15 protein-coding genes (1 of these 15 cut by a window edge) are annotated in these 22,811 nt (G+C 53.3%); 8 read left to right on the top strand and 7 right to left on the bottom strand.

The window, feature by feature from the left end:
• The first annotated feature begins 304 nt into the window (after positions 1 to 304).
• A complete protein-coding gene (locus MMC1_RS15080) occupies positions 305 to 1,354 on the top strand; it encodes an HD-GYP domain-containing protein (protein WP_011714499.1) in 1,050 nt (349 codons plus the stop codon).
• A 256-nt stretch (positions 1,355 to 1,610) separates the two neighbouring features.
• Here MMC1_RS15080 and MMC1_RS15075 read toward each other — a convergent pair whose 3' ends face one another.
• The 6 genes from MMC1_RS15075 to hisB form a co-directional block, all read right to left on the bottom strand.
• Positions 1,611 to 2,927, bottom strand: coding sequence for a GGDEF domain-containing response regulator (locus tag MMC1_RS15075; protein ID WP_011714498.1), 1,317 nt, complete (start codon positions 2,925 to 2,927; stop codon positions 1,611 to 1,613).
• Positions 2,924 to 5,695, bottom strand: coding sequence for a PAS domain-containing sensor histidine kinase (locus MMC1_RS15070; protein ID WP_041641273.1), 2,772 nt, complete (start codon positions 5,693 to 5,695; stop codon positions 2,924 to 2,926). The genes MMC1_RS15075 and MMC1_RS15070 overlap by 4 nt, the downstream gene beginning before the upstream one ends.
• A gap of 275 nt (positions 5,696 to 5,970) precedes the next feature.
• Positions 5,971 to 6,747, bottom strand: coding sequence for a retron Ec78 anti-phage system effector HNH endonuclease PtuB (ptuB, locus tag MMC1_RS15065; RefSeq protein WP_011714496.1), 777 nt, complete (start codon positions 6,745 to 6,747; stop codon positions 5,971 to 5,973).
• Positions 6,744 to 7,976, bottom strand: a complete 1,233-nt coding sequence (locus MMC1_RS15060) for an AAA family ATPase (protein WP_011714495.1) — start codon at positions 7,974 to 7,976, stop codon at positions 6,744 to 6,746. Before MMC1_RS15060 ends, ptuB begins: the two co-directional genes overlap by 4 nt.
• 67 nt (positions 7,977 to 8,043) lie before the next feature.
• The gene (gene hisH / locus MMC1_RS15055; protein ID WP_011714494.1) at positions 8,044 to 8,679 is read right to left on the bottom strand and encodes an imidazole glycerol phosphate synthase subunit HisH; all 636 of its coding nucleotides are present in this window, start codon (positions 8,677 to 8,679) and stop codon (positions 8,044 to 8,046) included.
• Between the two features lie 17 nt (positions 8,680 to 8,696).
• The gene (gene hisB / locus MMC1_RS15050) at positions 8,697 to 9,293 is read right to left on the bottom strand and encodes an imidazoleglycerol-phosphate dehydratase HisB (RefSeq protein ID WP_011714493.1); all 597 of its coding nucleotides are present in this window, start codon (positions 9,291 to 9,293) and stop codon (positions 8,697 to 8,699) included.
• 75 nt (positions 9,294 to 9,368) lie between these two features.
• Here hisB and MMC1_RS15045 point away from each other — a divergent pair, with 75 nt between their 5' ends.
• The 6 genes from MMC1_RS15045 (at position 9,369) to MMC1_RS15020 (ending at position 19,550) form a co-directional block, all read left to right on the top strand.
• The gene (locus tag MMC1_RS15045) at positions 9,369 to 10,700 is read left to right on the top strand and encodes an AmpG family muropeptide MFS transporter (RefSeq protein WP_011714492.1); all 1,332 of its coding nucleotides are present in this window, start codon (positions 9,369 to 9,371) and stop codon (positions 10,698 to 10,700) included.
• A gap of 95 nt (positions 10,701 to 10,795) precedes the next feature.
• Positions 10,796 to 13,699, top strand: coding sequence for an insulinase family protein (locus tag MMC1_RS15040; protein WP_011714491.1), 2,904 nt, complete (start codon positions 10,796 to 10,798; stop codon positions 13,697 to 13,699).
• A 153-nt stretch (positions 13,700 to 13,852) separates the two neighbouring features.
• Positions 13,853 to 16,678, top strand: coding sequence for a bacteriohemerythrin (locus MMC1_RS15035; RefSeq protein WP_011714490.1), 2,826 nt, complete (start codon positions 13,853 to 13,855; stop codon positions 16,676 to 16,678).
• Between the two features lie 302 nt (positions 16,679 to 16,980).
• The gene (locus MMC1_RS15030; protein ID WP_011714489.1) at positions 16,981 to 18,087 is read left to right on the top strand and encodes a GNAT family N-acetyltransferase; all 1,107 of its coding nucleotides are present in this window, start codon (positions 16,981 to 16,983) and stop codon (positions 18,085 to 18,087) included.
• 40 nt (positions 18,088 to 18,127) lie between these two features.
• A complete protein-coding gene (gene thiO, locus MMC1_RS15025) occupies positions 18,128 to 19,243 on the top strand; it encodes a glycine oxidase ThiO (RefSeq protein ID WP_011714488.1) in 1,116 nt (371 codons plus the stop codon).
• Complete coding sequence (locus tag MMC1_RS15020; RefSeq protein WP_011714487.1) at positions 19,236 to 19,550, top strand: HNH endonuclease; 315 nt, start codon at positions 19,236 to 19,238, stop codon at positions 19,548 to 19,550. Before thiO ends, MMC1_RS15020 begins: the two co-directional genes overlap by 8 nt.
• 78 nt (positions 19,551 to 19,628) lie before the next feature.
• On the opposite strand, the gene MMC1_RS20450 is transcribed toward MMC1_RS15020, so the two are convergent.
• A complete protein-coding gene (locus MMC1_RS20450; protein ID WP_011714486.1) occupies positions 19,629 to 21,992 on the bottom strand; it encodes a methyl-accepting chemotaxis protein in 2,364 nt (787 codons plus the stop codon).
• A 711-nt stretch (positions 21,993 to 22,703) separates the two neighbouring features.
• Between MMC1_RS20450 and MMC1_RS15005 the strand changes: the two genes are divergently transcribed.
• Positions 22,704 to 22,811, top strand: partial view of a histidinol-phosphatase gene (locus MMC1_RS15005; RefSeq protein ID WP_011714484.1) — the beginning only. The gene runs 558 nt beyond the window's last position; 108 of the gene's 666 nt are visible here — the first part of the coding sequence; its start codon is at positions 22,704 to 22,706; its stop codon lies beyond the right edge, outside the window.

Genomic DNA, 22,811 nt, shown 5'->3' with positions numbered 1-22,811 from the left:
TAATGACCTAGGTATCGTTTTTGTGTTTGAAAGATAAGCGCATTCAAAAAAAACGGTGGCCGCTAAGGGACCCCCAGGAAATATCTCAGAATGCCAAATCTTGTTTCGTGTAAGAGAAAGAAAAACCGAACAGGTTAAAATTTATGCTGGAACAGCTTGATTTCGTCTCATTTATGATATTTCGCAAACTCTAAAGAGGTGCTTAGGCATATATTTAGGGAGACAGTGCCGCAGTTTATTGATAAATTGAGGGAGAAAATCTACAAAAAAAATGGATGACCTAAACAGAGCCAGGTGGTGAGCTATGGAAACGGTTAACGCAACTTCAGTGCCGCCCCAGACGCAGTGGGAACAACAACTGGACGCCTTAGATCCAAAAACCTCACCCGCTGCGCGTGTCGGCTTACAGGCCCTAAAACGGAGTATGACCCAGCTTGGCAAAACGCTGGATGTCACCCGTGCGGCTACTCAAAATGCCTTTGAGCGTTCAGCCAAAGGTCAACCACTTGACCTGGAACTGCTCAACCAGAGTGTCGCTCAACTGCAAGCATCGCTCGATCAAAACAGTTTGGCGCTCATGACCCTCACAAGTCTACGGTTACGGGATAATGTGACCTACGAGCACTGTTGTAACAGTGCCGCCTATCTGATTGCATTTGCGAAGACCCTAGGGCTACCCAACCAGGAAATAAAGGCCATGGGCTTGGCTGGGCTGGTTCACGATTTAGGTAAAGCGCGTATACCTACCGATATTTTAAACAAGCAGGGCCATTTGAACGATAATGACAAGCGCTTCATATACATGCACGTTCCATTAACCTTACGTCTACTCAAAGATATCTCAGATACAAACCAAACGGTTATGCAAGCGGTAGAGCAACACCATGAAAGGCTTGATGGTAGTGGTTATCCTCAGGGCATAAAGGGGGGGCAAATTGGCCGTCCAGGCCGCATGATCGCCATTGTAGACAGCTTTGAGGCCGCCACCTCTAAGCGGCCTTACCGTGATGCCAACCGAGGCTATGCCATTTTGCAGGAGATGTTGGCGGATGCTGGCGAAAAATATGACAAAACCCTGTTCCAAGCCTTTGTGAAATTGGTTGGCGTGTATCCCAGCGGCAGCATTGTAGAATTAAAAAATGGCATGATCGCCTCTGTGGTGCAAAATTCCGCAGAACACCTTCTTCATCCACTTGTTATTGTTTTCGCTCAGAGCTCTGCGCACACGGTGTTTTCCATCCAGTTGGTGGACCTGCACGAGCATGCAGCAGACCCTGATTATAATATTATCAAAGTCCGGTCTGATTTGGCGCCACCGCAAAACGTGTTACAGCTGGTTGGGCTTAACGAGTAGGTTGCATAGCTTGTTTGAAAATGCAGATCAAACCCTAACCCGGATATTTCATGAAACCCAGACGTTCTCGCTTGATCTTTAAAATCCAATCTCTACGCGATCATCGAAGGGATTCATGAAATATCCGGGTTAGCGCGGTTTCACTTAAGGTTATTTATGCGTGCTCCACAGAAGGAGGGCTAAGGTCTGTGCTCGGGGCCTGCGTGTAAGCTGAGGGCCATGTTGCCCCGCCTTAGGGTCCGTTCCGCAATGGGGCTTAAAGAGGGGATGTCGGGGGTGGGTCGGCCATCTCAACCCGGTCACGGCCCTGCTTTTTGGCACGATAAAGTGCGGCATCCACCCGTTCCAAACAGGTGTTCATGGACTCGCCCTTAGCCAGTTGCCCCACCCCGATACTACAGGTGACCCGACCCACTTGACCAAAGGGAATTTGACCAATGAGGCGGCGGATGTTTTCGGCCACTTCAAGGGCAGCCCCCAGCACCGTTTCAGGGGCAATTAATAAAAACTCCTCCCCCCCCCATCGCCCTACCAGATCGGTTACACGTACATGGCCTTGCATGCGCTTGACCACCTCTAACAACACCTCGTCACCGGCATTGTGACCATAGGTGTCATTGACCCGTTTAAAATGGTCAATATCCAACATCAGAATAGAGACGGGTGATCCATAGCGTTCACTGCGCTTCATCTCTTCATGAAATTTTTCATAGAGTCGAGAGCGATTGGCGGCCCCGGTGAGGGGGTCATGGTAGACTTTTTTCTCAAGATCATTAATCTTGCGCTGGATTAAATAGAGATCCGTAAAGGCAAACACCTGGCGTCCCGCCGTGGCGTCAAAACTCCAGGAGATGGCGCAGGTAATCGGGTCTCGGCTCTTGCTGGGTTCTTGCAACTGAATGGTGGGAAGAATGTTACAGCGCTGGGTCATGTAACTAAGCCAATCGCCACGTTCCAATAGGTGGCTCAGCGCATCGTTGGGCTGTATACAGATGGCCTGTATGATGTCAGAACCTTTAGGGTCCAGCTGCTCCATATGACTGAGCCCTAAAAAATGCAAAAAGGGGCTGTTGGCGTGTTCAATCTCGCTATCGTTGACCACCAAGATAAAGGCTGGCAAGCTCTCCAGCAACATCTCGACAAACTGTTGGTGGCGCTGACTTTCGCGCTTAATTTCGATATGTTTGGTCAGCTTGGCAATGGCTTGGCTAAGCAGATCAGGTTGCGTGGGTTTAAGGATAAACTCATCAATGCCAATGGAGATCGCTTTTAGGAAAAAGCGTTCATCATTATAGGCGGTGGTTACCATAATGGGTATGTCAGTATCCAGAGCGCGAATGGCCTCGGCGAGCTGTAGGCCATCCATGCGGGGCATGCGTATATCGGTAATGACCAAATCGGGCTTGCTGCGCTTAAACATCTCCAACGCCTCTTCCCCATTGCTGGCAACCTGCAACAGGGTTACGCGTCGTTTTAGATATGAGCTTAGCTCTTCGCGTATGGTTGCCTCATCCTCCACATAAAGAACGTGAAGCTTATTGGCGGTAAATTTAGTTGGCGCCATGTGTGTCATGTAAGCTGTTCCTGCTCAGCGCTGAGGGTATGCCCCTCGGCCCGTGGTATGTTAAGGGTAAAACAAGCCCCTTGGGGTTCATTATGGGCCATAATGGTGCCATGCATATGCTCCATTATGATCATGCGTGCCATGTATAGGCCAATACCGGTGCCTTTGCTCTCTTCTTTGGTGGTGAAATAAGGCTCAAAAATACGATCTAAAATATCTTTTGGTATACCGTTACCACTATCTTGGATGGTGAGCTTGGTTTGGGTGCCAACTTCTGTAAGTTTTAGAGAGATAAGCCCTTTTTGATGTTCGGTCTCTACTATAGCATCCTTTGCATTATTTAATAAAAGTAAAATGACTTGGGAAAGTTCACGGGGGTAGCCCTCAATAATCAAGGGTTCAGGATAAGGTTCAAAATGTAGGGTGATTTGGTGATTTTCCATGGCCGAGGCAACCAGTGAGAGCGCATGCTCGACCGCTAAATTAAAATCAAAATGCTCTAAAACTTTATCAGGTTTAAAAAAGTTACGAAAATCATCAATGGTTTGAGACATGCTTTGCAACAAGGCGCTGGCTTGCTCTGTTTTGGCTTGCAAGGTGCTCTCATCAAGCTCGCCGAACAGGTACATATCCTTGATGTTAAAGAGAATTAAATTAACAGCGCTCAAGGGTTGACGCCATTGATGGGCGATGTTGCCGATCATCTCCCCCATTGCAGCCATGCGCGATTGGTGGATAAGCAGGCCATCTTTCGCGCGGTTGTTTTCAACCTCTTCCTCGACACGGTGGGCAAGTTCCCGGTTAAAACGTTCCACCTCTGCGGTCTTAATGCCCAGATCCAGCATCGCTTGCTGTAGGGCTTGGGTCCGGCTTTGCACCAGTGTATCCAGATTATCCCGATGCAGCAGCAGTTCACGTTCTAATGTGGTGCGTTGAGTCACATCCACCCCCACCGCCCAAGCCCCCCAGCCGGGGATGGGAAAATGATGGTGGCTGCTGGACCAAGCGATGGTGTGTTGCGTGCCCGTCTTGCTGGTCAAATCAAACTCGACATTGCGAAAGTTGCTTTTCTGCTTGGTAAATAGGTCGAGCACCTTTTGGCGGGTCATCTCTAAAGGGTAGAGCTGCTGCATAATGTGTTGTTGACCGATTACCTCGGCTCGGCTGTAGCCGGTAATGCGTTCGCACTCGCTGTTCCACACTACAATGTTATGATTGTTATCGAACGCTTGCAGCATGATCGGCATATTTTCTACCACAATGCGTAGCCGTTTGGCCCCCTCCGTGAGCTGCTGCTGGCGTTGTTTGAGTAGGTGGCTGGTAAGCAGAGCAATCAGGGTGACGATCAGCAATCCCCCCAAGGTGGTTAATGCCAACAACCAAATTTGGCTAGGCAGGCCGGCCGCCATGGTTTGGCGGCGGTTGTTGACCTGTTGTTTGACATCCTTAACCAGTTGGGTGACGCGTGCGGAGAGCAGGCTGGAGATGTGTAAATTATTTTTAATATTTAAAGCAATGGCTTGTTTGTTTAATAGGTGCCTGTGGTGATTTTGTAAGAGGCCCTCATCCCCCTCCAATAGGGTGCTAAACTGTTGCACAAGGGATTCGATTTTATCCACCAATAGGGGGCTCTGTGTGGACATGGGGCTGTTTTTGTACTGGCTAACCTGAGCCGCTAAAAAGGCGTAAGTCTGTCGGGCGCTGCGCAACAGTGGTCGCAACTCCTCTAGGTTTTGGGTCAGCAGTGCCGCCGTGAGTATGTAGTGCAAACGGTTGTTGGTGGTTTTGATGGAGATGGTTAGCGCGTAATGGTCGGTGGACTCTTTTAACAGCTGTCCGATGCTACTGGGGAGCTGCTGGGTAATAACCAGATTTAATTGTTTAATTTCTTGTGTGTTGGCTTGATGGGTCTGCTGGAGTAACTTCAACAGGGTTAAGGTAACATCCTTTTGGCAAGGGGCTTGAAAAGCGTTGGGACCGAGTTCGGCTAATTTATGCAAAAGCGGGGTTAGGGTGGGCAACTGCATGCTATAGCTCTGTAACCGTGGCATGGGGTTGTTAAAAGGTTTTGCTGGGCTCTGGCTAGGGCTTTGTGGGAAACATTGCTGAGCAAGATCTAATGTAAACTGCGCCAGTTCGGCATCCAATTGTACGGTTTGCAGAAGAGGGGCTAGCCGTTCCTGTTGAAACTGTTCTAGCAGTGAGTGGCTGATGGATTGGGTAAGGGCGTCAGAAGCAAAATCCAGGGGGGGGATGATGTCCAACAAGGCGGCCCGCAAATTACGCATGCGATGGCGCTGCTCTTGCTTTTGCGAAGCGAGGCGAAAGCGCGTGACATGGAGAGAAATAAGCTGGGAAAACGCATCGCCCATCTGTCCGAGTTGCTCTTGAACCTGGCTCAATTGATCAGCAGGGAGCCAGTCTTGCAACTGTTGCAAACGCTCTCTGACCTTTTGGCGATGGAGGCTTAGACGGTTGGTTAATGGCGCCAATTCTTCTAAACGTTGCGTGTGTTCCATGCTGGGTAGACCCGCCGACAGGAGCACACTGTACGCGGAGAGCTCTTCTGCGGCTTCTAAAGCCGAAAAGGATTGGGCGGTGGTGCTCTCGACCATCTGCCCATAACGTTGAAGATGGAACCCAGATAGGGCAGCGGAGGCAACAATAATCAAGGCGATCAGGCCAAAAGCAAAATTGAGCCAAATGTGCCAAGGGGCTTGATTCCCCAAGAGGGTGGGGAAGCGTTGGGCCAGCTTGCGTATGAGAGATGAAGCCATCTCCAAAATTCCTCTCCCCATGGTGGGGATTAACCCGCGTCGAATGTGGGGGCAAGGCCCGCAGCCGCCCAATGGTGGCACTGAGCTGCCGTATCGCACGGGTGACGCGGGTTGCCCCAAGCGCCTATGATCATCGGTTTATGCTGGCCCGGAACAGCCAATAGGGGTTGCGAGCCACGCGCCTGTGCGCCAATTTTAGCATATTAATGAAGGGGGTGCAGCTTTTTCCTGTGGGATGCCGGGCGACGCTGCTTGTGCTGGATTTAAGCCTTGGGTTAAAGGGGGGGTGGCTGGTTGCGCAGTGCCCTTTCGGCACTTTGGCCCAGATAGTGACGGATGGCAGAAAAAAAAGCCACTGGCCAAAAATCCTTGTGATTTTTGGTTAAATAAGCCCGGGCCAACCGGTCGCGGGCCTGTTGTAAGGTGTGCCCTTGTTCGACCAAGACAATGAGCTGTTCGTTCAGATGGTCCAGTACCCGTTGACGCATACGCTGTAAACGTGAACAGTCTAAGTTCAGCAGATCAATGGTGGCCTGTACGCGAGCTACCTCAATCCCCGCTACGGCACAAGCGTGCTCGTCAACCCGCACACTGCCCATGGCGCGGTCAAAACGGAATAAGCTGGGGGCATGGGGAAGCTGCAATGGGTTAAGAATCACCTGCTCCCAGTGTTGAGAACCCTTAGGAACGTCACAACTATGGTCCCGCTTGTTTTCACTAAAACGCTCACCCGATGCGGTAACGTGGCGCTGCGAGCCACCATGACAAACCCCCAACATATTGGACCAATCAAGACTCCAATTGCCGCTGGTATCGGACTTTGGGTGAAAATGTTCCACGCGGAAATCGTCGATTTCACGAGGTTTTTTTCTGATTTTAAGGTCGATCTCGCAATAGGCGCAAAGGCCACCTTGGTCGGTTAGTAGCTGCTTTTTGATGGCGGGGTAGACCGCCGGATGCGCCGTGCGCAGGGCATCCCAGGAGGCCTTGGGGTGCTGCTTGCGATAGCGCTTGAGGGGTTTGGGCTCCCGCTGTTTATCAATGCGCTTCATGTAAGCCGGTCCAGCTCTTTAAGGCGTATATCCATATCCAGGCGGCGCAGTTCAGGCTCATGTTCGGCACCCCAAGCATCCAGAATTTTACGTAGCGCCTGCCCTTCGGCATGGTCCCAATAGCCGTCGGCCACCAAAGCTTGATAACGACGCAGCTGGCGCACAATCTCCAGCTGTTCCGGGCGGGGGTCGGTGCCCAAAACCTCTTTGAGCACTTGATGGGCTTTAGCGCCCAATGAAAAGGTGGCACAGTGAAGCTGCACCTGATCATGTTCCCAGTGCAAAATACGCAGATGGTGGGGGGGGACCGTGGTCACCACTTGGGGGCTGTGGGTGGTGACGACAAATTGTAGATTGGGAAAGGTGCGCATGAGGTCGGGCAGAACCCGTTGTTGCCAACTGGGGTGAAGCTGCATCTCGATCTCATCAATAAGCACAAGGCCCGTGGTGCTCTCTAACAGGTTGCTTAAATTGGGATTGGCCAGGGCCATGCGGGTGGCGATTTCCGTAACCAAAATAAACATGCGCCGGTAGCCCTGACTGAGCTGGCTAAGGCGGATGGGGTAACGGGAGCCACCCGCTTCGCTCTGCCAATCCACCCGTATCCCCTCACTCTTCTGCCAGCGCAAATGACTCAGTTCGGGGATCACTGCGGTCATGGCCTGCTCGACCCAAGGCAACAGCGCATGCCACTCGGGCTGCTGTAATAGCGCCTCCAGCAACGAGGCCTCTTGACCGTGGGGTTGCAGGGTGTCTAGCCAAGCGTGGGCACGCTGTAAGGGTTCCATCCGTTTGGCTTTTTCCTGAGCACCATGGCCAAAATAGATAAAGATGGGCAATTGTGGCGTGTTGGGTTGAAAGTTGCGCGCCACATAGGCGCGTAGCGCCTTGCGCCCTACCGCGTTACGTTCGGCCTTGCGACTGGCTTTGCCGTGGTCTTTGTAGAGGGTGCGATCCCACTGAAGGCCTGTGCTGGTTTGGCAAAAGATGCGCACAAAGGGGGCTGTGCGTCCCTTGGGCGTTAGGCGTAAATCCCCATGGCGTAAGCGATTGCCCCGCACTGTGGGCAGGTGTTTAAGATAGGGGCTTAGTGCCAAAGCTAAGGCATCCAACAATGCGCTTTTGCCACCGCCATTGCGTGAGACCAAAAGGGTAAGCTGAGGATCTAAGGTCAGCTTAAAATCAATAAAACGCCGAAAATGGGTCAGGTGCAAGTGGTGGATGCGCACGCTTCACTCCTAGGGCTGGCCTTGCTCAAAGCCTGTCTGGGGGGCAGCGGCCCCCCAGACAGGCTGGTTATAGCTGCCAGTTAACAAAATTTTCCAGCAACCTGAGGCCATTGTTTTGGCTCTTTTCAGGGTGAAACTGGGTGGCAAAAATGTTGTCATGCCCCACCGCCGAGGTGAAAGGAATGCCGTAGGTGGTTTGCCCCAGTTGGTGTGCTTGGTGGTCCACCACGCCGTGAAACGAGTGTACAAAATAAAAATGGGCCATATCCTCAATGCCCTGCCACATGGGGTGTTCGACCGTTTGATGCACCGGGGTCCAGCCCATGTGGGGTACCTTGAGATGGCGTTTAAGATCGGCAGGGTCCTGCATTTTTTTAGAAAACGCCTCGACCTTGCCGGGAATTAAACCAAAACCCTCATGCACGCCAAACTCATGGCTTTCATCAAACAACATCTGCATCCCAACACAGATGCCCAAAAAGGGCTTGCCCGCACGAATGTGGGCCAATACCGGTTCGGTCAGTTGGGCGCGATCCAGGTTGCGGCGGCAGTCGGCAAAGGCACCTACCCCAGGCAGCACCAAGCGATCCGCTTGGGTGACATCTTCGGGATGGGCGCTTACCACCACATTGCCCCCCACTTTTTCCAGCGCTTTGGAGACCGAACGCAGGTTGCCCGATCCATAATCAACAACGGTAATCATGCGACCTATCCTTATACTTAATCCGAAAGAGTGCCTTTGGTGCTGGGCGCTACCCCGCCCAATGTCGCATCCACGGCACACGCGCTACGCAGGGCGCGGGCCAAGGCTTTAAAACAGCTCTCGGCAATATGGTGGCTGTTCTCTCCGTAGAGCGATTCAACATGCATGGTAATGCCCCCTTGTTGAGCGAAGGCGGCAAACCACTCTTTAAACAGTTCTGTATCGAAGTTGCCCACCTTTTGGGTGGGGAACTTGACCCGCCAGGAGAGGGAGGGGCGGTTGGAAAGATCAACCACCACCCGGCTAAGCGCTTCGTCCAGAGGCACATAAGCGTGACCAAAGCGGGTGATGCCGCGACGGTCGCCGATGGCTTGCCGAAAGGCTTGACCCATGGTTATGCCCACATCCTCTACGGTATGGTGGTCATCAATGTGCTGGTCGCCGCATGCCTCGATTTCCAGATCCATGCCGCCATGACGGGCGATTTGGTCCAACATATGGTCCAAAAAACCAACCCCAGTATCAACCTGGGCCTTGCCGCTGCCATCCAGGTTAAGGGTGACTTGGATCTTGGTTTCGCCGGTGGTGCGGGACTCCGTGGCGATGCGTGCCATGGGCTGTTCTCCTGCTTGCTTGGGAAAAAGCGCCATTATAGCCCCTTGGAGAAAAAATTGCATGGGTAGATAAGCGTGCTGTGCAAAACCCATCGCCTGCCGGGCTTATTTGAAAAAGGTAATATGATCCGTTATTTAAAAGAGACACTCAGACTCTATGCGCAAAGGCCACTGTGGACGGTGCTGCTGTTGGGTTTTTCCAGCGGGCTACCCTTGGCGCTTACCTTGGGTACTTTGAGTCTATGGATGGCCGAACAGGGGGTAAGTAAAACCTCCATCGGCCTGTTTGCGCTGGTGGGGGTGCCCTATACCTTTAAATTTGCATGGGCACCCTTGATGGATACCCTGCAACTGCCTTGGTTCAGCCGTCGCTTTGGTCGGCGGCGGGGGTGGGCACTGTTCACCCAGTTGGGGGTGGCGCTGACTCTTTTGCTCTTGGGGCAGTGCGATCCGGTGGGCACGCCCTGGTTAACCGCTGGGGTGGCGCTGCTGGTCGCCTTTATGAGTGCCAGCCAGGATATTGTCCTAGATGCCTACCGGGTCGAGCTGTTGACCCCTGCGCAACAGGGGGCCGGCGCCGCCATGATTGTGCTTGGTTACCGCCTGGGTATGCTGGTCTCTGGGGCAGGCGCGCTCTATCTGGCCAGTGTGGTCGCTTGGGGGCTTGTTTATGCCATCATGGCCCTTTGTATGGGGGTGGGTATGCTCACGGTGTTGAGCAATGCCGAACCTCGCGCAGAGTCCGTTACGCCAACCCACCAAGGTGGCCTGCTGGTTTGGCTGAAAACCGCAGTGGTTGCGCCTTTTACCGATTTTATGCAGCGTCCGGGTTGGCTGTGGGTGCTGCTCTTTATCCTGCTCTATAAATTGGGGGATGCGCTGGCAGGGGTGATGAGCAACCCGTTCTATCTGGATTTGGCGTTTACCAAGATTGAGATTGCCAATATCACCAAACTGTTTGGTTTGGTGGCCTCTATTCTCGGTGGGCTGGTGGGGGGGGTGTTGGTGGCACGGCTCGGGGTGATGCGGGCGCTGTTGCTGTGTGGCGTGTTGCAGATGCTCTCTAATCTGCTCTTCGTGGTGCAGGCGCAAGTGGGCCATAGTGTGCCGCTGCTGGGGGTGACGATTGGGGTAGAAAATCTCGCCGGGGGTATGGGCACGGCGGCCTTTGTGGCCTATTTATCGGGACTTTGCCACCGAACCTATACCGCGACCCAATATGCGCTGCTCTCTTCACTGGCGGCGGTGGGGCGTACCCTGCTGGCCGCCAATGCCGGTTGGATGGCACAAAACAGCAGTTGGAGTCTCTTTTATGGCTTGACCACCCTAGCGGCGCTGCCGGGTGTGTTGATGATCCCTTGGATGATGCGCCGTTTTCCCCTGCCTAAAACTATGAAAAACGGTTAATATGCTGCAAAATGGAACTTTAACGGTTCTTGTTTGGCCTATACCCCATGCACCCTATGGGTGCGTTTATGAACGATCAACCATTGTAGGTATCTATGTCTGAGTCGATGTTTGAATTGGTGGACCGTCAAGAGGTTGCAGCGCTCAACGTGACGGTGGAATCCTACCTGCACCAACGCACCGGTGCCCGCCATTTGCATATGGTAAGCCAAGATAACCAGAATGCCTTTCTGGTGGCCTTTCTCACCGTACCTAAGGACTCCACCGGGGTGGCACACATTCTGGAACATACGGTGCTTAGCGGTTCGGAGCGCTATCCGGTGCGGGATCCCTTCTTCACCATGATACGGCGCTCGCTGGCGACGTTTATGAACGCCTTTACCTCCAGCGACTGGACCGCCTATCCCTTTGCCTCGCTCTCTAAAAAAGATTTCAATAATTTGCTGGAAGTCTATTTGGATGCCGCCTTTTTTCCCAATCTGCACCCCTTGGATTTTGCCCAGGAGGGCTACCGCATCGAGCCAGAGAATCTGGACGATGCCAACAGCCCCTTGTGCTATAAAGGGGTGGTGTTTAATGAGATGAAAGGGGCCATGGCCAGCCCGGTGCGGGCCCTGTGGGATGGCCTCTCCCAGCATGTTTTTCCCACCATTACCTATCATCACAACAGCGGGGGCGATCCGGTTGCCATCCCTGATTTAAGCTGGGAGGCGCTGAAAGCTTTTCATGCCACCCACTATCACCCCTCCAATGCGGTGTTCATGACCTATGGGGACATCCCTGCGGTGACGCATCAGGCCATGTTCGAGACACGGGTGCTGCGCCGTTTTGAACGGTTGGATGTGCGCCACTTGCAGGTGCCAGATGAACAACGTTTAACCGCTCCCATCACCGCCAGCGACAGCTATGCGGCGGATGATGAACCCGATTTAAGTGCAAAAACCCACCAAGTTGTGGGCTGGCTGTGGCCCAAAAGTGTGGATCTAGAGAGCCTGCTCAAGGCCCATTTGCTCTCTGGTGTGCTCTTGGATAACAGCGCGTCGCCCCTGTTAAAAGCGTTAGAGACCAGCGATTTGGGTAATGCCCCCTCGCCGGTGTGTGGGGTGGATGATTCGGGCCGGGAAATGGTGTTTGCCTGTGGCCTAGAAGGGTCGGAGCCAGAGCAGGCCGAGGCGGTCGAAGCCCTGATTTTGCAGGTGTTGCAGGAGGTCGCCGAGCAGGGCGTAGAGCCCGAACAGGTCGAGGCCGTGCTGCACCAACTGGAGCTTTCGCGACGGGAAGTCACCGGTGACGGGCTACCCTACGGGCTGAAATTGATGCTTACCGCCCTGCCGGCCACGCTGCATGGCGGGGATGGCGTGGCGGCTTTAAATATGGACGGTGCCTTAAACACACTACGGGAGCAGGCGGCTGATCCTAACTTAATTCCCCAGTTGGTGCGGGCGTGGCTGCTGGATAATCCCCACCGCGTGCGTTTTACACTTACCCCCGATGGTGAAAAAAATAAGCGTATGGAGGCCGCAGAAAAGGCCCGTCTGCTGGCGGTTGGCGCACAGTTGAGTGATACGCAAAAAGAGCAGTTGCGGGAACAGGCGGTGGCCCTTAAAGCCCGCCAAGAGAGTAAAGATGATCCCGAAGTGCTGCCCAAGGTAACGCTGGCTGACGTGCCCAAGGATTTACTTATTCCCACCGGGGAACGGGCATCCCAGGATATGGAGTGGTACACACAACCCACCAATGGCTTGATCTATCTGCAAGCCTTTACCCCCATGCCAGAGCTGGAGCCAGAGTTGTTGGATCTTATGCCGCTCTATGGGGCTTGTGTGGTGGAGGTTGGCAGCGGTGGCCGGGACTATTTGCAGACCCAAGGCTTGATCTCGCGCTATACGGGCGGGGTAGGGGCGCGGGGCTCCATTTCGGCCTTGGCCAGCGATGTAGAACAGTATGACGGGCGTTTTTCGGTCTCCTCCAAGGCGCTGCTGCGTAACCGTGAAAAGATGGTTGCACTGTTGCAAGAGACCTTGAGCGCACCCCGTTTTGATGAACTCAGTCGCCTGCGTGAGTTGGTGGGGCAGATGCGTGCCAGTGCCGAGATGAAAATCAGCAATGGGGGGACCGCGCTTGCCATCGCCTCAGCCTTAAAGGGCATGAGCCCCGCAGCGGCCATGAGTGAACGGTGGGGGGGGATGAGCTCCATTGGCCTCTTAAAAAAATTGGACCGCGCCCTGGAAGAGAAGGGCGCTTTAGAGGCGTTGGCAGAGCAGCTCTGCACCATCCGCGACCGTATTGCGGCGACCCCTGTACAGTTTTTGGGCATTGGCGAGGCGTCGCAAAAGAGCGCATTAGGTGAGGATTTATCCAAGATTTGGCACCCCTCTCAGGGGCTGATTCCAGGTAAACTAGAGATTGCCGTGGAACGCCAGCCGGTCAAGCTGGCGTGGGTGACCTCAACCCAAGTAAACTATTGCGCCCGGGGTTATGCGGCGGTGCCCTATACCCACGCGGATGCCCCCGCACTGACGGTGCTGGGTCCCTTGATGCGCAACGGCTTTTTACATACAGCCATTCGTGAAAAGGGCGGCGCTTATGGGGCGGGTGCGGGTTTTGATGCCGATGCGGCGGCGTTTCGGTTTCAATCGTTCCGCGATCCGCGCTTGGGCAAAACCTTGCAGGACTTTGATCGCTGTATCGACTGGCTGCTGGCCGATGGGCATGGCGATGCCCCACTGGAAGAGGCCATTCTGAATGTGATCGGCGGTATGGATAAACCGGGCTCCCCCTCTGGCGAGGCAAAGCGGGCCTACCATGATCTGCGGCGTGGCCGCACGCCCGAGGTGCGCCGTCGCTTCCGTAAGGAGATTTTAGCGGTAACCTGGAAGGATTTAAAGCGCGTCACCGAAACCTATCTACAACCAGCCTTGGCGCAGACTGCCGTTGTGACCAATCGGGCGAATCTTGATGTGGAGCAAAATCTTGATCTAGAACGACGATCTCTTTGATCTTAATGGTTGAACAATGGTAAATAAAATAGCCCTGGATCGAATTGTCAGGGCTATTTTTTTGGCTAATGTGCTACCATATGACCAGTTTGGCCGAGGTGCAGTAACGGGTTAATTGTGCATTGTCCACGATGTATTTGGGGATTCACTGTTATGAAAGATGAAAAAAAATTAGGGAACACACTGCTGCATCTTAGCCTGAAAGCGTCATTCAGAATACTCTCTTTTTTAATATTAGTTTTGGTGATGTTGGCCGCCTTCAATTATTGGAAAACGACTCAGCTCAAGTCGGAGTACGCCAATACCATCAACATGGCAGGGCGTCAGCGCATGCTTTCGCAAAAGGCGGCCAAAGAGGTGCTCTTTATTGCCGCTCTGCAAAATGCCGGTGAAAAACGTAAAGCTTATGAAGCGGGTTTGCAAAAAACGCTACGCCTGTTTGACCGTACCCTGCAAGCCCTCATCCAGGGTGGCAGCACCACCACCACCTTGAACCCGGATGATAAAGAGGCCGCCTCGCAGGTTGAAATGGTGCGTCCCTCTGCGGCGAATCTCGCCCAGTTAAAAAAAGTTCAAGGGATCTGGCAACTCTACCAACAAAGCATAGCCGATGTGCTGAGCGAACCACCAGGTAAGCAACGAGATGCCCTAGCGATCAAGCTTTTGGATGAAAGCGTGGTGTTGCTAAAAAGCATGAATGCAGCGGTGGTCATGGTCACGGGTGAATCCAATAGCAAAGCCGAAAATGTGGTGCTTGCCCTGACCTGGACCACGGTGTTTAGCCTGTTGATTGGTGCCTTTGTGCTGCTGTTTACGCTGTGGCGGCAATTTAGCTTAAATAAGCAGGTACGCCGTATTAGCAACCACCTGGATCTGATGGCGGTGGGGGATCTTAACCGCCGTCTTGGACGCGATTTCTGCGGGGAATTTCAGATCTTTGTTGATCGCTTAAACTCTATGAGCAACCAGCTGCTGTGGGTACTGCGAACGGTGGGGGTGCAATCCCAAACCATTAAGGGCGTGGTCAGTCAGCTGATGCCTGTTAAAGAGTCTCTGCTCCGAGATGCCCATACCAATAGCCAATTGGCCAACGATGTGGTGCTGGAAAATGACCGGCTGGATGCGGAAATTCATAAACTTAACGATTTTATCTATCAGGCCAAAGAGTCCATTTCGGCGGTGGCCGACTCTGCCGGGCAACTGGCCACCGATGTGCGGGCTATTGCTCAGTCTGCCGATCAAGCCAGCGGCAATGTGAGCACCATGGCCTCGGCCGCTGAAGAGATGAACTCAAATATTTCTGAGGTTAACGCCAGTCTAGAGCGGGTTAATGCGTCGGTCTCCACGGTCGCCTCGGCGGTTGATGAACTCAATAACTCTCTGGAACATGTTACCCACAGTTGTGAATCGGCCGATCAAATGTCCGCTGCGGCGGGGCAGCATATTTCAGAAGCACTAGAGGTGATGCACGTTCTGGCAAGCGCGGCCAGAGAGATCGGCAATGTCATCAAGTTAATTAATAACATTGCGGAACAGACCAATATGTTGGCCCTAAATGCCGCCATCGAGGCCGCCGGGGCTGGCGAGGCGGGTAAAGGGTTTGCGGTGGTGGCCAACGAGGTGAAAGATTTGGCCTCGCAAACCGCCGATGCCACCAAGATGATCGCCACCCAAGTAAGTGAAATTCAGCTACGTACCGAAATGGCGTCAGAGGCAACCCAAGGGGTGAGTGACATTATCAGCTCACTGGCCGAAACCAACCGCATGATTACCGAAGCGGTGGAGAACCAAGCCAGCTCGGTGGCGAATATTTCCGCTTCTATGGATGCAGTGACCATGGCTTCGGGCGAGGTGACACGCAATGCTCATGAACTGGCGGCGGCTTCGCAAGAGGTCGCGCGCAGTGCCTTGGATGCCGCCAATGACACCACGCAAATTGCTGAAACCGCAAGCGTGCTCAGTGATCTAGCCGATCAGGTCAACCAACAGATCGGTACGGCTGCGGATAGCTCGGACGCGGTGCGCTTTGGGGCGGCAGAAATTCTCACCTCCTCGGTGCAGGTGCAGAAAAAAATGATGGAGACCATGCAGCTGCTTGGCTACCTTAATGGGGATATTGAGTATTCGGGATTCCTTACGGAGGTTGTGGCTGAAACCAGTAAATCATTGGATGCCGCAGAGCGTGGCTTTAATGTGGGGGAACCCCTGTTTAGCATTGAGAACATTAAAGCGGCCCATCTGGCCTGGATTGGTAAACTGGAAGATGTCATCCATGGCCGCAGCCGGTTGCGCTCTACTGATGTTGGGGGTGCGCGGGATTGCGAGCTAGGCAAGTGGTACTATGGTGAAGGTAAGGCGGCCTTTGGTGAAATGGCGCGTTTTGTGGAACTGGGCGAGCTGCATCTGCAGGTGCATGATATGGCACGCGAGGTAATCAAAATGGTGGAGGAGGGGCATCGAGAAGAGGCCATGGCCAGCATGTCCAAATTTGACCGAGTGCGACGCCACCTGTTTAAGCTGTTAGATCAACTCTATCTGAGTTGCGGTAAAGAAGGGTGCGGTACCGGGGAGGAGTTTTTTCCGTGGAACGATATTCTATTGACCAACGTTAAAGAGGTGGATATCCAACATAAAGAGTTGGTACGGATGGTCAATGCTCTGCACCAAGAAATTACCAGCGGGCAGGGTGGCAAACAAAAGCTGCGTACCATGGTGGATGGTTTGATCGCCTACACCGTCAATCACTTTAAAGATGAAGAGGCATTTATGCGCCGCAACCATTTTCCTGGTTTGCAGGCGCACCTGCCAGAACATATTAAATTTACCGATGCGGTGGTCGAATTGGTGGCGCAGGTGGATAAAGGTGAAGCCTATATTGATATGGATCTCACCGGTTTGCTACGGGATTGGTTGGTGAACCATATCATGGGGACCGACCGGAAATATGCAGAACATTTTGCCGGCAAAAAGGTTTCCTAGGGGATTATCCCAATGTGTTTGCACAAAGGGCTCTCCTACAGGAGAGCCCTTTATTATAGTAGAAACGCTCTCTTGCGTTGGGTTGAGGCTTTATCATGGGGTCTGTTGTCCAACCATCCCTTCGGGGAGAGTATGGCTGCTCGGATTGTCGTATCCCAATGTGTCAGCGAGAGGATGTTATAAGCGGTTTGTTAATGGCGTTTCTTGAGGCGTCATCCTAATGTGGCCTGCTCAAGTAGCGCGCGCCACCCATGTTTGCGCGCGCTGCCCTATTTTGATGAAGATGGGAGTACGAAGGTTCGATGACACCCTCCACCGCTTTTTCCGAGCGTAGTTTCTTTTTAACAAGTCTACAACAGCAGGTGGTGGTGCTGGTGTTGTTGGATTCCCTTGAGCCAAGCGCATGGCAGCAGTTGGATGCCAGCATGCAGCGGTTGCAGCAAAGTGGTGTGCGGTTGCTGCTGCTGGCCGCAGAGCCCCTCTGTGCAGAGCCAGGAGCGTTGGGCTGTATTGAGCTTGGCCGCAAGGTGGAGGGCGAGCCGTGGCTGGGTTACGCCGCTTGGCCAACCTTGCAAAAGCTCTGGCAGGGTGTCTTGAGCCGGGTGGTGGGGGTGCTTGATCAACAGCCGCTTAGGGAGATGCAGCAGGTTACGGACTTTTTGAGCCCACTACGACCCAATCGGGTGTTGCTGTTACGTCGAGACGGGGGCATTAAAGATCCCCAGGGTGGCTGGATCAATTTTATCTCCCTGGCCCAACTGGCGGAGATATCCTGTCAGCCACCGGTCTCCCAGCAGCCCGTACTTAGTGCCATTGGCCAACTGCTGCAAAAAGGGGTGCGGTCGGTCAGTCTCTGCAAGCCAGAAAATTTGGAGCGCGAACTGCTCACCTATGAAGGGGCAGGGACCTACTTCTCCATTGATCACTATTGTCGAGTGGAGCGGTTGCGGCTTGACCATTTTTCGGAGGTGGAGTCTATGATCCATCGGGGCGAGAAAGAGGGCTTCTTGATGCGCCGTCCCCAACACCACCTCTACACGCTGTTAAGCGAGGGATGGGGGGCGTTCGTGGGGGGGAGTAGCCGCTTGGCTGGGGTGGTAGGCGTGTTGACGGAACCTTATGCAGAGACTTTTGCAGGGGAAATCATATCCATTTATACCCTGACACGTTATAAAGGCAATGGGGTTGGGGCGCGTCTGTTGCAAACCGTGGCCGAGCATGCCGCCGATAAGTCACTCCACTATCTGTTTGCCGCCACCCAGAGTGAGCGCGTGGCAGAGTTTTTTTTGCGGAGCGGCTACCGCGAAGTTGAGTTGCATGAACTGCCCCCAGCTAAATGGCAGGGGTATGATCCTGCGCGTAAGGCGACAGCCTTTGCTTTGCGTCTGGATCTGACCTCAGCCGGTTAGGGACGCGGGGCTGCATAAAGGCTGGAAGGAAGGGGAAGAGATGGAACATGTTGTGATTGTCGGGGCTGGGGTGATGGGGACCGCATGTGCCTTTCGTCTGTTGGAGCAGGGGTATCGCGTCACGCTCTTGGAAAAAGCCCTGCCTGGGGCCGAATCCTCAGCCGCTGCCGCGGGCATCTTGGGGGCTCAATCCGAGGTGTCAGGGGGAGGGGCTTTTTTAGATCTGTGTGTCGCCAGTCGGGGCATGTTTCGGGATTTTGTAGGGCGTTTGCAGGATGTAAGCGGCGTACATTGTGGTTATGAAGAGAGTGGGGTGCTGGAAGTTGCCATGGATCCTGCCGAGGGGCGTTTGGCGGCTGGACGGGCGGAGTGGATGTTAGAGCGCGATTTACGGGTTGAAATATTGGACCGGGACGAAGCGCGTCGGTTGGAACCTGCACTGAGCGAGCGCATCATAGGAGCAAACTTTTATCCCGATGATCACCAAGTGGAGCCGGTGGCCTTGTCGCGCGCCTTGGCCGCCGCCGTAGCGCGCTTAGGGGGGCAGTTTCGCAGCGGGGTACAGGTGACAGGGCTGCATGTACAGGGGGAGCGGGTGGTGGGGGTGGCCAGCCGGGATGAGGTGATTCATGGGGATCATGTCATCATTGCCGGGGGGGCCTGGAGCAGCATGATTGGGGGGTTGCCCCCGCTGCGCACCCAGGTGAAGCCTATGTCGGGTCAGATTTTGCAGGTTGAGATGCGCCCCCCGGCCTTTCGACATGTGGTGTATGGCTACAAAGGTTACATTGTGCCCCGTGCCGATGGGCGGGTGGTCATGGGTTCAACCCTGGAAGACCGAGGCTTTGATAAAGCCGTAACCACCGAGGGCTTGCAGCGCATCACACAGATGGCGCTGGAGATGGTGCCTCTGCTTAAGCAGGCCCGCATGACCGATGCTTGGGCAGGGCTGCGGCCTGCCACAGGAGATGGCCACCCCTTGCTGGGACAAGGACCTTGGCCGGGGCTCTATTTTGCCACGGGGCACTATAGGAATGGCATTTTAATGACACCCATTACTGCTGAAGTGACCACTCAGTTCATTATGGGTCAGGTACCCCCTTGGGATTTGACCCCCTTTACGCCCATACATTTGATGAAAGAGGGTCATGAATAAATTAGAGCATGATGTGCTGTTTATTCCTGCGGATCCAGAGATGATGGAGCAGGAACGGCGTAAAGCCAAAGAGTTAAAACGCAGTCAGTGGTGGAAAAACCAGTTAGGGCGTGGGCAGTGTTACTACTGTCAGCGGCGTTACCACCCCAAGGAGTTGACCATGGACCATGTGCAGCCCATCAGCCGAGGGGGGCGTAGCAGCCATAGCAACTGTGTGCCCTGCTGCGGTGAGTGTAATGAGCATAAGAAAAATTGGCCCGCAGAGTCTTTTCGTGCCTGGGTTGAGGAGATGCAAGGTAAGCTGTAAAAGGGGGTGCCATGCAAAAAGGCCAACTTTAAGCTGGCCTTTTTGCATGGCACACGCGATTAGACGGCAATCCGACAGCTAGGCGCTCAGGGCGATGGCCTCTTTATCCTGGTAGACGCGATCCAAGAGTTCAAACAGGTTGCGTCGCACCCCGTTAAAGTCATCCATTTTGCGCAGGGCGGCGTCGTGATCTTGGGACTCATGCACCAGGGCCACCACCTCACGGGCCAATTCATGGACTTTTAAGTGAACTTCGCCAAGCTCTTGGTAGACGGGCAGGGCGCCAAATTTTTCCAACCCCTCTGCGTAATACCATTTACCAAAAGCACACTCCCGGCCCGAGGCCACTTGGCCGGGGCTCATGGCTGTGCGGCCACGGATCACATTTTCCAATTTACCCAACCAACCTAAGTGGGCCAGCTTGATCGCCTCGACATCAAAGGGGGTGGGACCGGCATTTAAGCCTTTGGTCGAGTTGTTCAACCCCTGACTGGTCTCTAAAATAACATCCACCAACATGCCTGTTTGATGAATGGAGCCATTCATCAAATTGACCAGGTTGATGGTCTTGATGCCATTTTTTTGCACCTGAGTGGAGGCAGAAAAGATGGTCATGCCCATGGCCTGCGCTTCTGCTGCCAAGGTCTTGGAGGTGTTGCCAAGGCTGACCAATTGCTCCGCTTCACTGGTGGCGCTACTGGCTAAATGGGCGATCTGTTGGGCATCTTGTGCGGCCTCTTGGCTGGATTCAGCCACGCTATAGGCGGCGTTGGAGAGCTCTTGCGTGTTGGCGGAGACATCATGGGTAACGCGCGTGACTTCTTCCATGGATTGGGCAATATCCTGCACCGTATGCTCTTGGATCTCGACCAGTGCGGTGATCTCCCGGTTGCCTTGGTGAATGCGGTCAATGCTGGATGAGACCCGCCGGTTGGCGTCGATGGCCTGTCGGGTATTATCCTGGATTTCATGGATGCTTTGGTAGATCAGGTTGGTGGCATCTGCGGTTTGACTGGCCAGATCCTTGACTTCATTGGCGACCACCGAAAAGCCCTTACCTGCTTCACCGGCCCCAGCGGCCTCAATGGAGGCGTTTAGCGCCAACATGTTGGTCTGTTCGGCGATATCGTTGATCATTTCCACCACCTTACCGATGGCGGTGGCCGATTTATCCAAGCGATCCATCAGTTGGATGGTGTCTCGTGCGTCCTGATTGGCCTGTTCCGAATCCTTTTGTGCGTCGGCACACCGGACCACCACCTGTTTGATGGAGTTGGTCATCTCATCGACGGATGAGGCCACGCGTACAATGGTCTCATTAACCTGCTCCATACCTTGGTTAATGCCCCCCAGGTTCATATTCATCTCGCTGGTCGCCTGCGCGGCGGCAGAAACGTTCATGCTGGCGGTTTCAGCGGAGTTGGCGATGGTCTCAATGTTGTGAGAGAGAATTTCAGCCGCCTGACTAACCCGCACAAAGTTTTCGCTCACCCGATCAATGTGGAGCTTTAAGGTGACAAAATCATCATCCACCTCTGCGTTGCGGCAGACCGCATCGCGGGTCATATTATGGGACTCAAGGGCGTCAGCTTCTAACGTGTTTTTAACGGTCAACGACTCTTTAACCACAGCCTGTAGGGTGTCCGATTGCAGTTTGACCTCTCGAATGGTGATGCGCAATTTATCGGTAAGTTGATTAATCAGGGCGGAAATCGCGTCTAACTCATCTTTGTGTGCGGGGACCTTTAGATCCTGGGTGATGTTGCCATTGACCATATGGGTGAGCGCATGGTGCATGGTTTCAATTTTTTTGGAGATGAATTGGCGTGTAATGAGGGCAAAAGCGCCACATACGATGGCGATAAAGATAAAGATAAACAGCAAAAGTGTTTTTGTGTTTGTAACGGCGGTGCTGAGTTGCGTGGTGGTCCTTAGATTTATACGTTTAACGGCCAATTCTAGGGCATCAAATCCCTGAGTGGCAGAGCTGTCGTCAACGGCCACAACTTTATCAATGGCATCAATGCTGTTGTTTTGTGCCAACATGGTTGCAACGGTCTCCACGGCTTGCAGATAGCGTTGGGTGGTGTTGGTTATGTTATCCAGGCTCTGTTTTTCTTGAGGGGTAAGACCTGGCAGCTTGCGGTAAGCGGCAATGGTATCAAGGGCGGCATGAAAGCTCTGTTTGGCCTCTTGGCCATGATTGGATGAACCGCGTAACAGATAATTTTTAAAGTGGTGTATGCCATTGCCATAACCAAGCTGGCTTTTTAACCTGAGCAAAAGAGATTCCCGAGCGGCTGCTTGTTCTTGGTAGGTGGCCCATATTTGGGAAAAATTGTGCACACGGTTCATGGCGATGGAGCTTCCAAGCACGATGGAAAACGCCATAATGCCGAGGAAGAGAAAGATTTTCTGAGAAATCGTAAGATGAAGTACCATGATTGCTGTCACACCTTGCAGAACTACCAATAAAACACGCCACTTAACCGTAGCGCACCTAGAGTCCACAATATGGCACATCATCTATGTCTAAGTGAAGTGAAATACAGTGCAAGCTTAATATGTTGAAATCATAGAGTAGGGATAGGGGGGGGCACAAACAGGTAAGCTTTAAAGAGAGGGTGAAAAAGCGTCTGTTTGTTTAGCCATACCAGCCGTTTGGGGTATGATCTTTAGGGGTATGGCTATGGTTATGGCTTGGTTTAGGGGTAAACAGCAAGCAGGGTTGACCGGAAGCGCGCAAGACCTCGGTGCTCGGCATTTCACGCCCCTTAAAGCCCAATGCGCTACAAGCGCGGGGGTGGGTCGGGTTCCACGTTATGCGGAAATATTGGCACTTCATACAGTTGACAGCGCTCTGTGGGGGATGTTTGTGCATGGGTATCTGCATAGGTTGGGGATTTAAGCTAAAGTCTACTCATTCAGAGTACGGCTTTGCAGGCTTTGTTCCATCTTGTAATAAGAGTTATCGCTGCATATCCACCAAAGGGGTTTGAGCCTGCGGGGGCAATTGGGTGACGTGGTTGTAAAAAAAGCCTACACCAAGGCCAAGTTGAGAGAATGCGCATTGTCTGTTTCATCTTAAGCATGGTAACAACAGTCACGCCACTTTATGGAGAGTTGGCGTCTGTTTTAAAAGGGAGTAGCTGCATGACATTGGCCATCTTTGATCTGGACAATACCCTGTTAGGTGGGGATAGCGACCATCTGTGGGGCACCTTTTTAGCGGAGAAAGGGCTGGTAAGTCAGACTGAGTAT

The organism is Magnetococcus marinus MC-1 (genome assembly GCF_000014865.1).
GTDB lineage: Bacteria > Pseudomonadota > Magnetococcia > Magnetococcales > Magnetococcaceae > Magnetococcus > Magnetococcus marinus.
The sequence above is the reverse complement of the archived record's forward strand: the minus strand, read 5'-3'. Positions and strand labels throughout refer to the sequence as shown.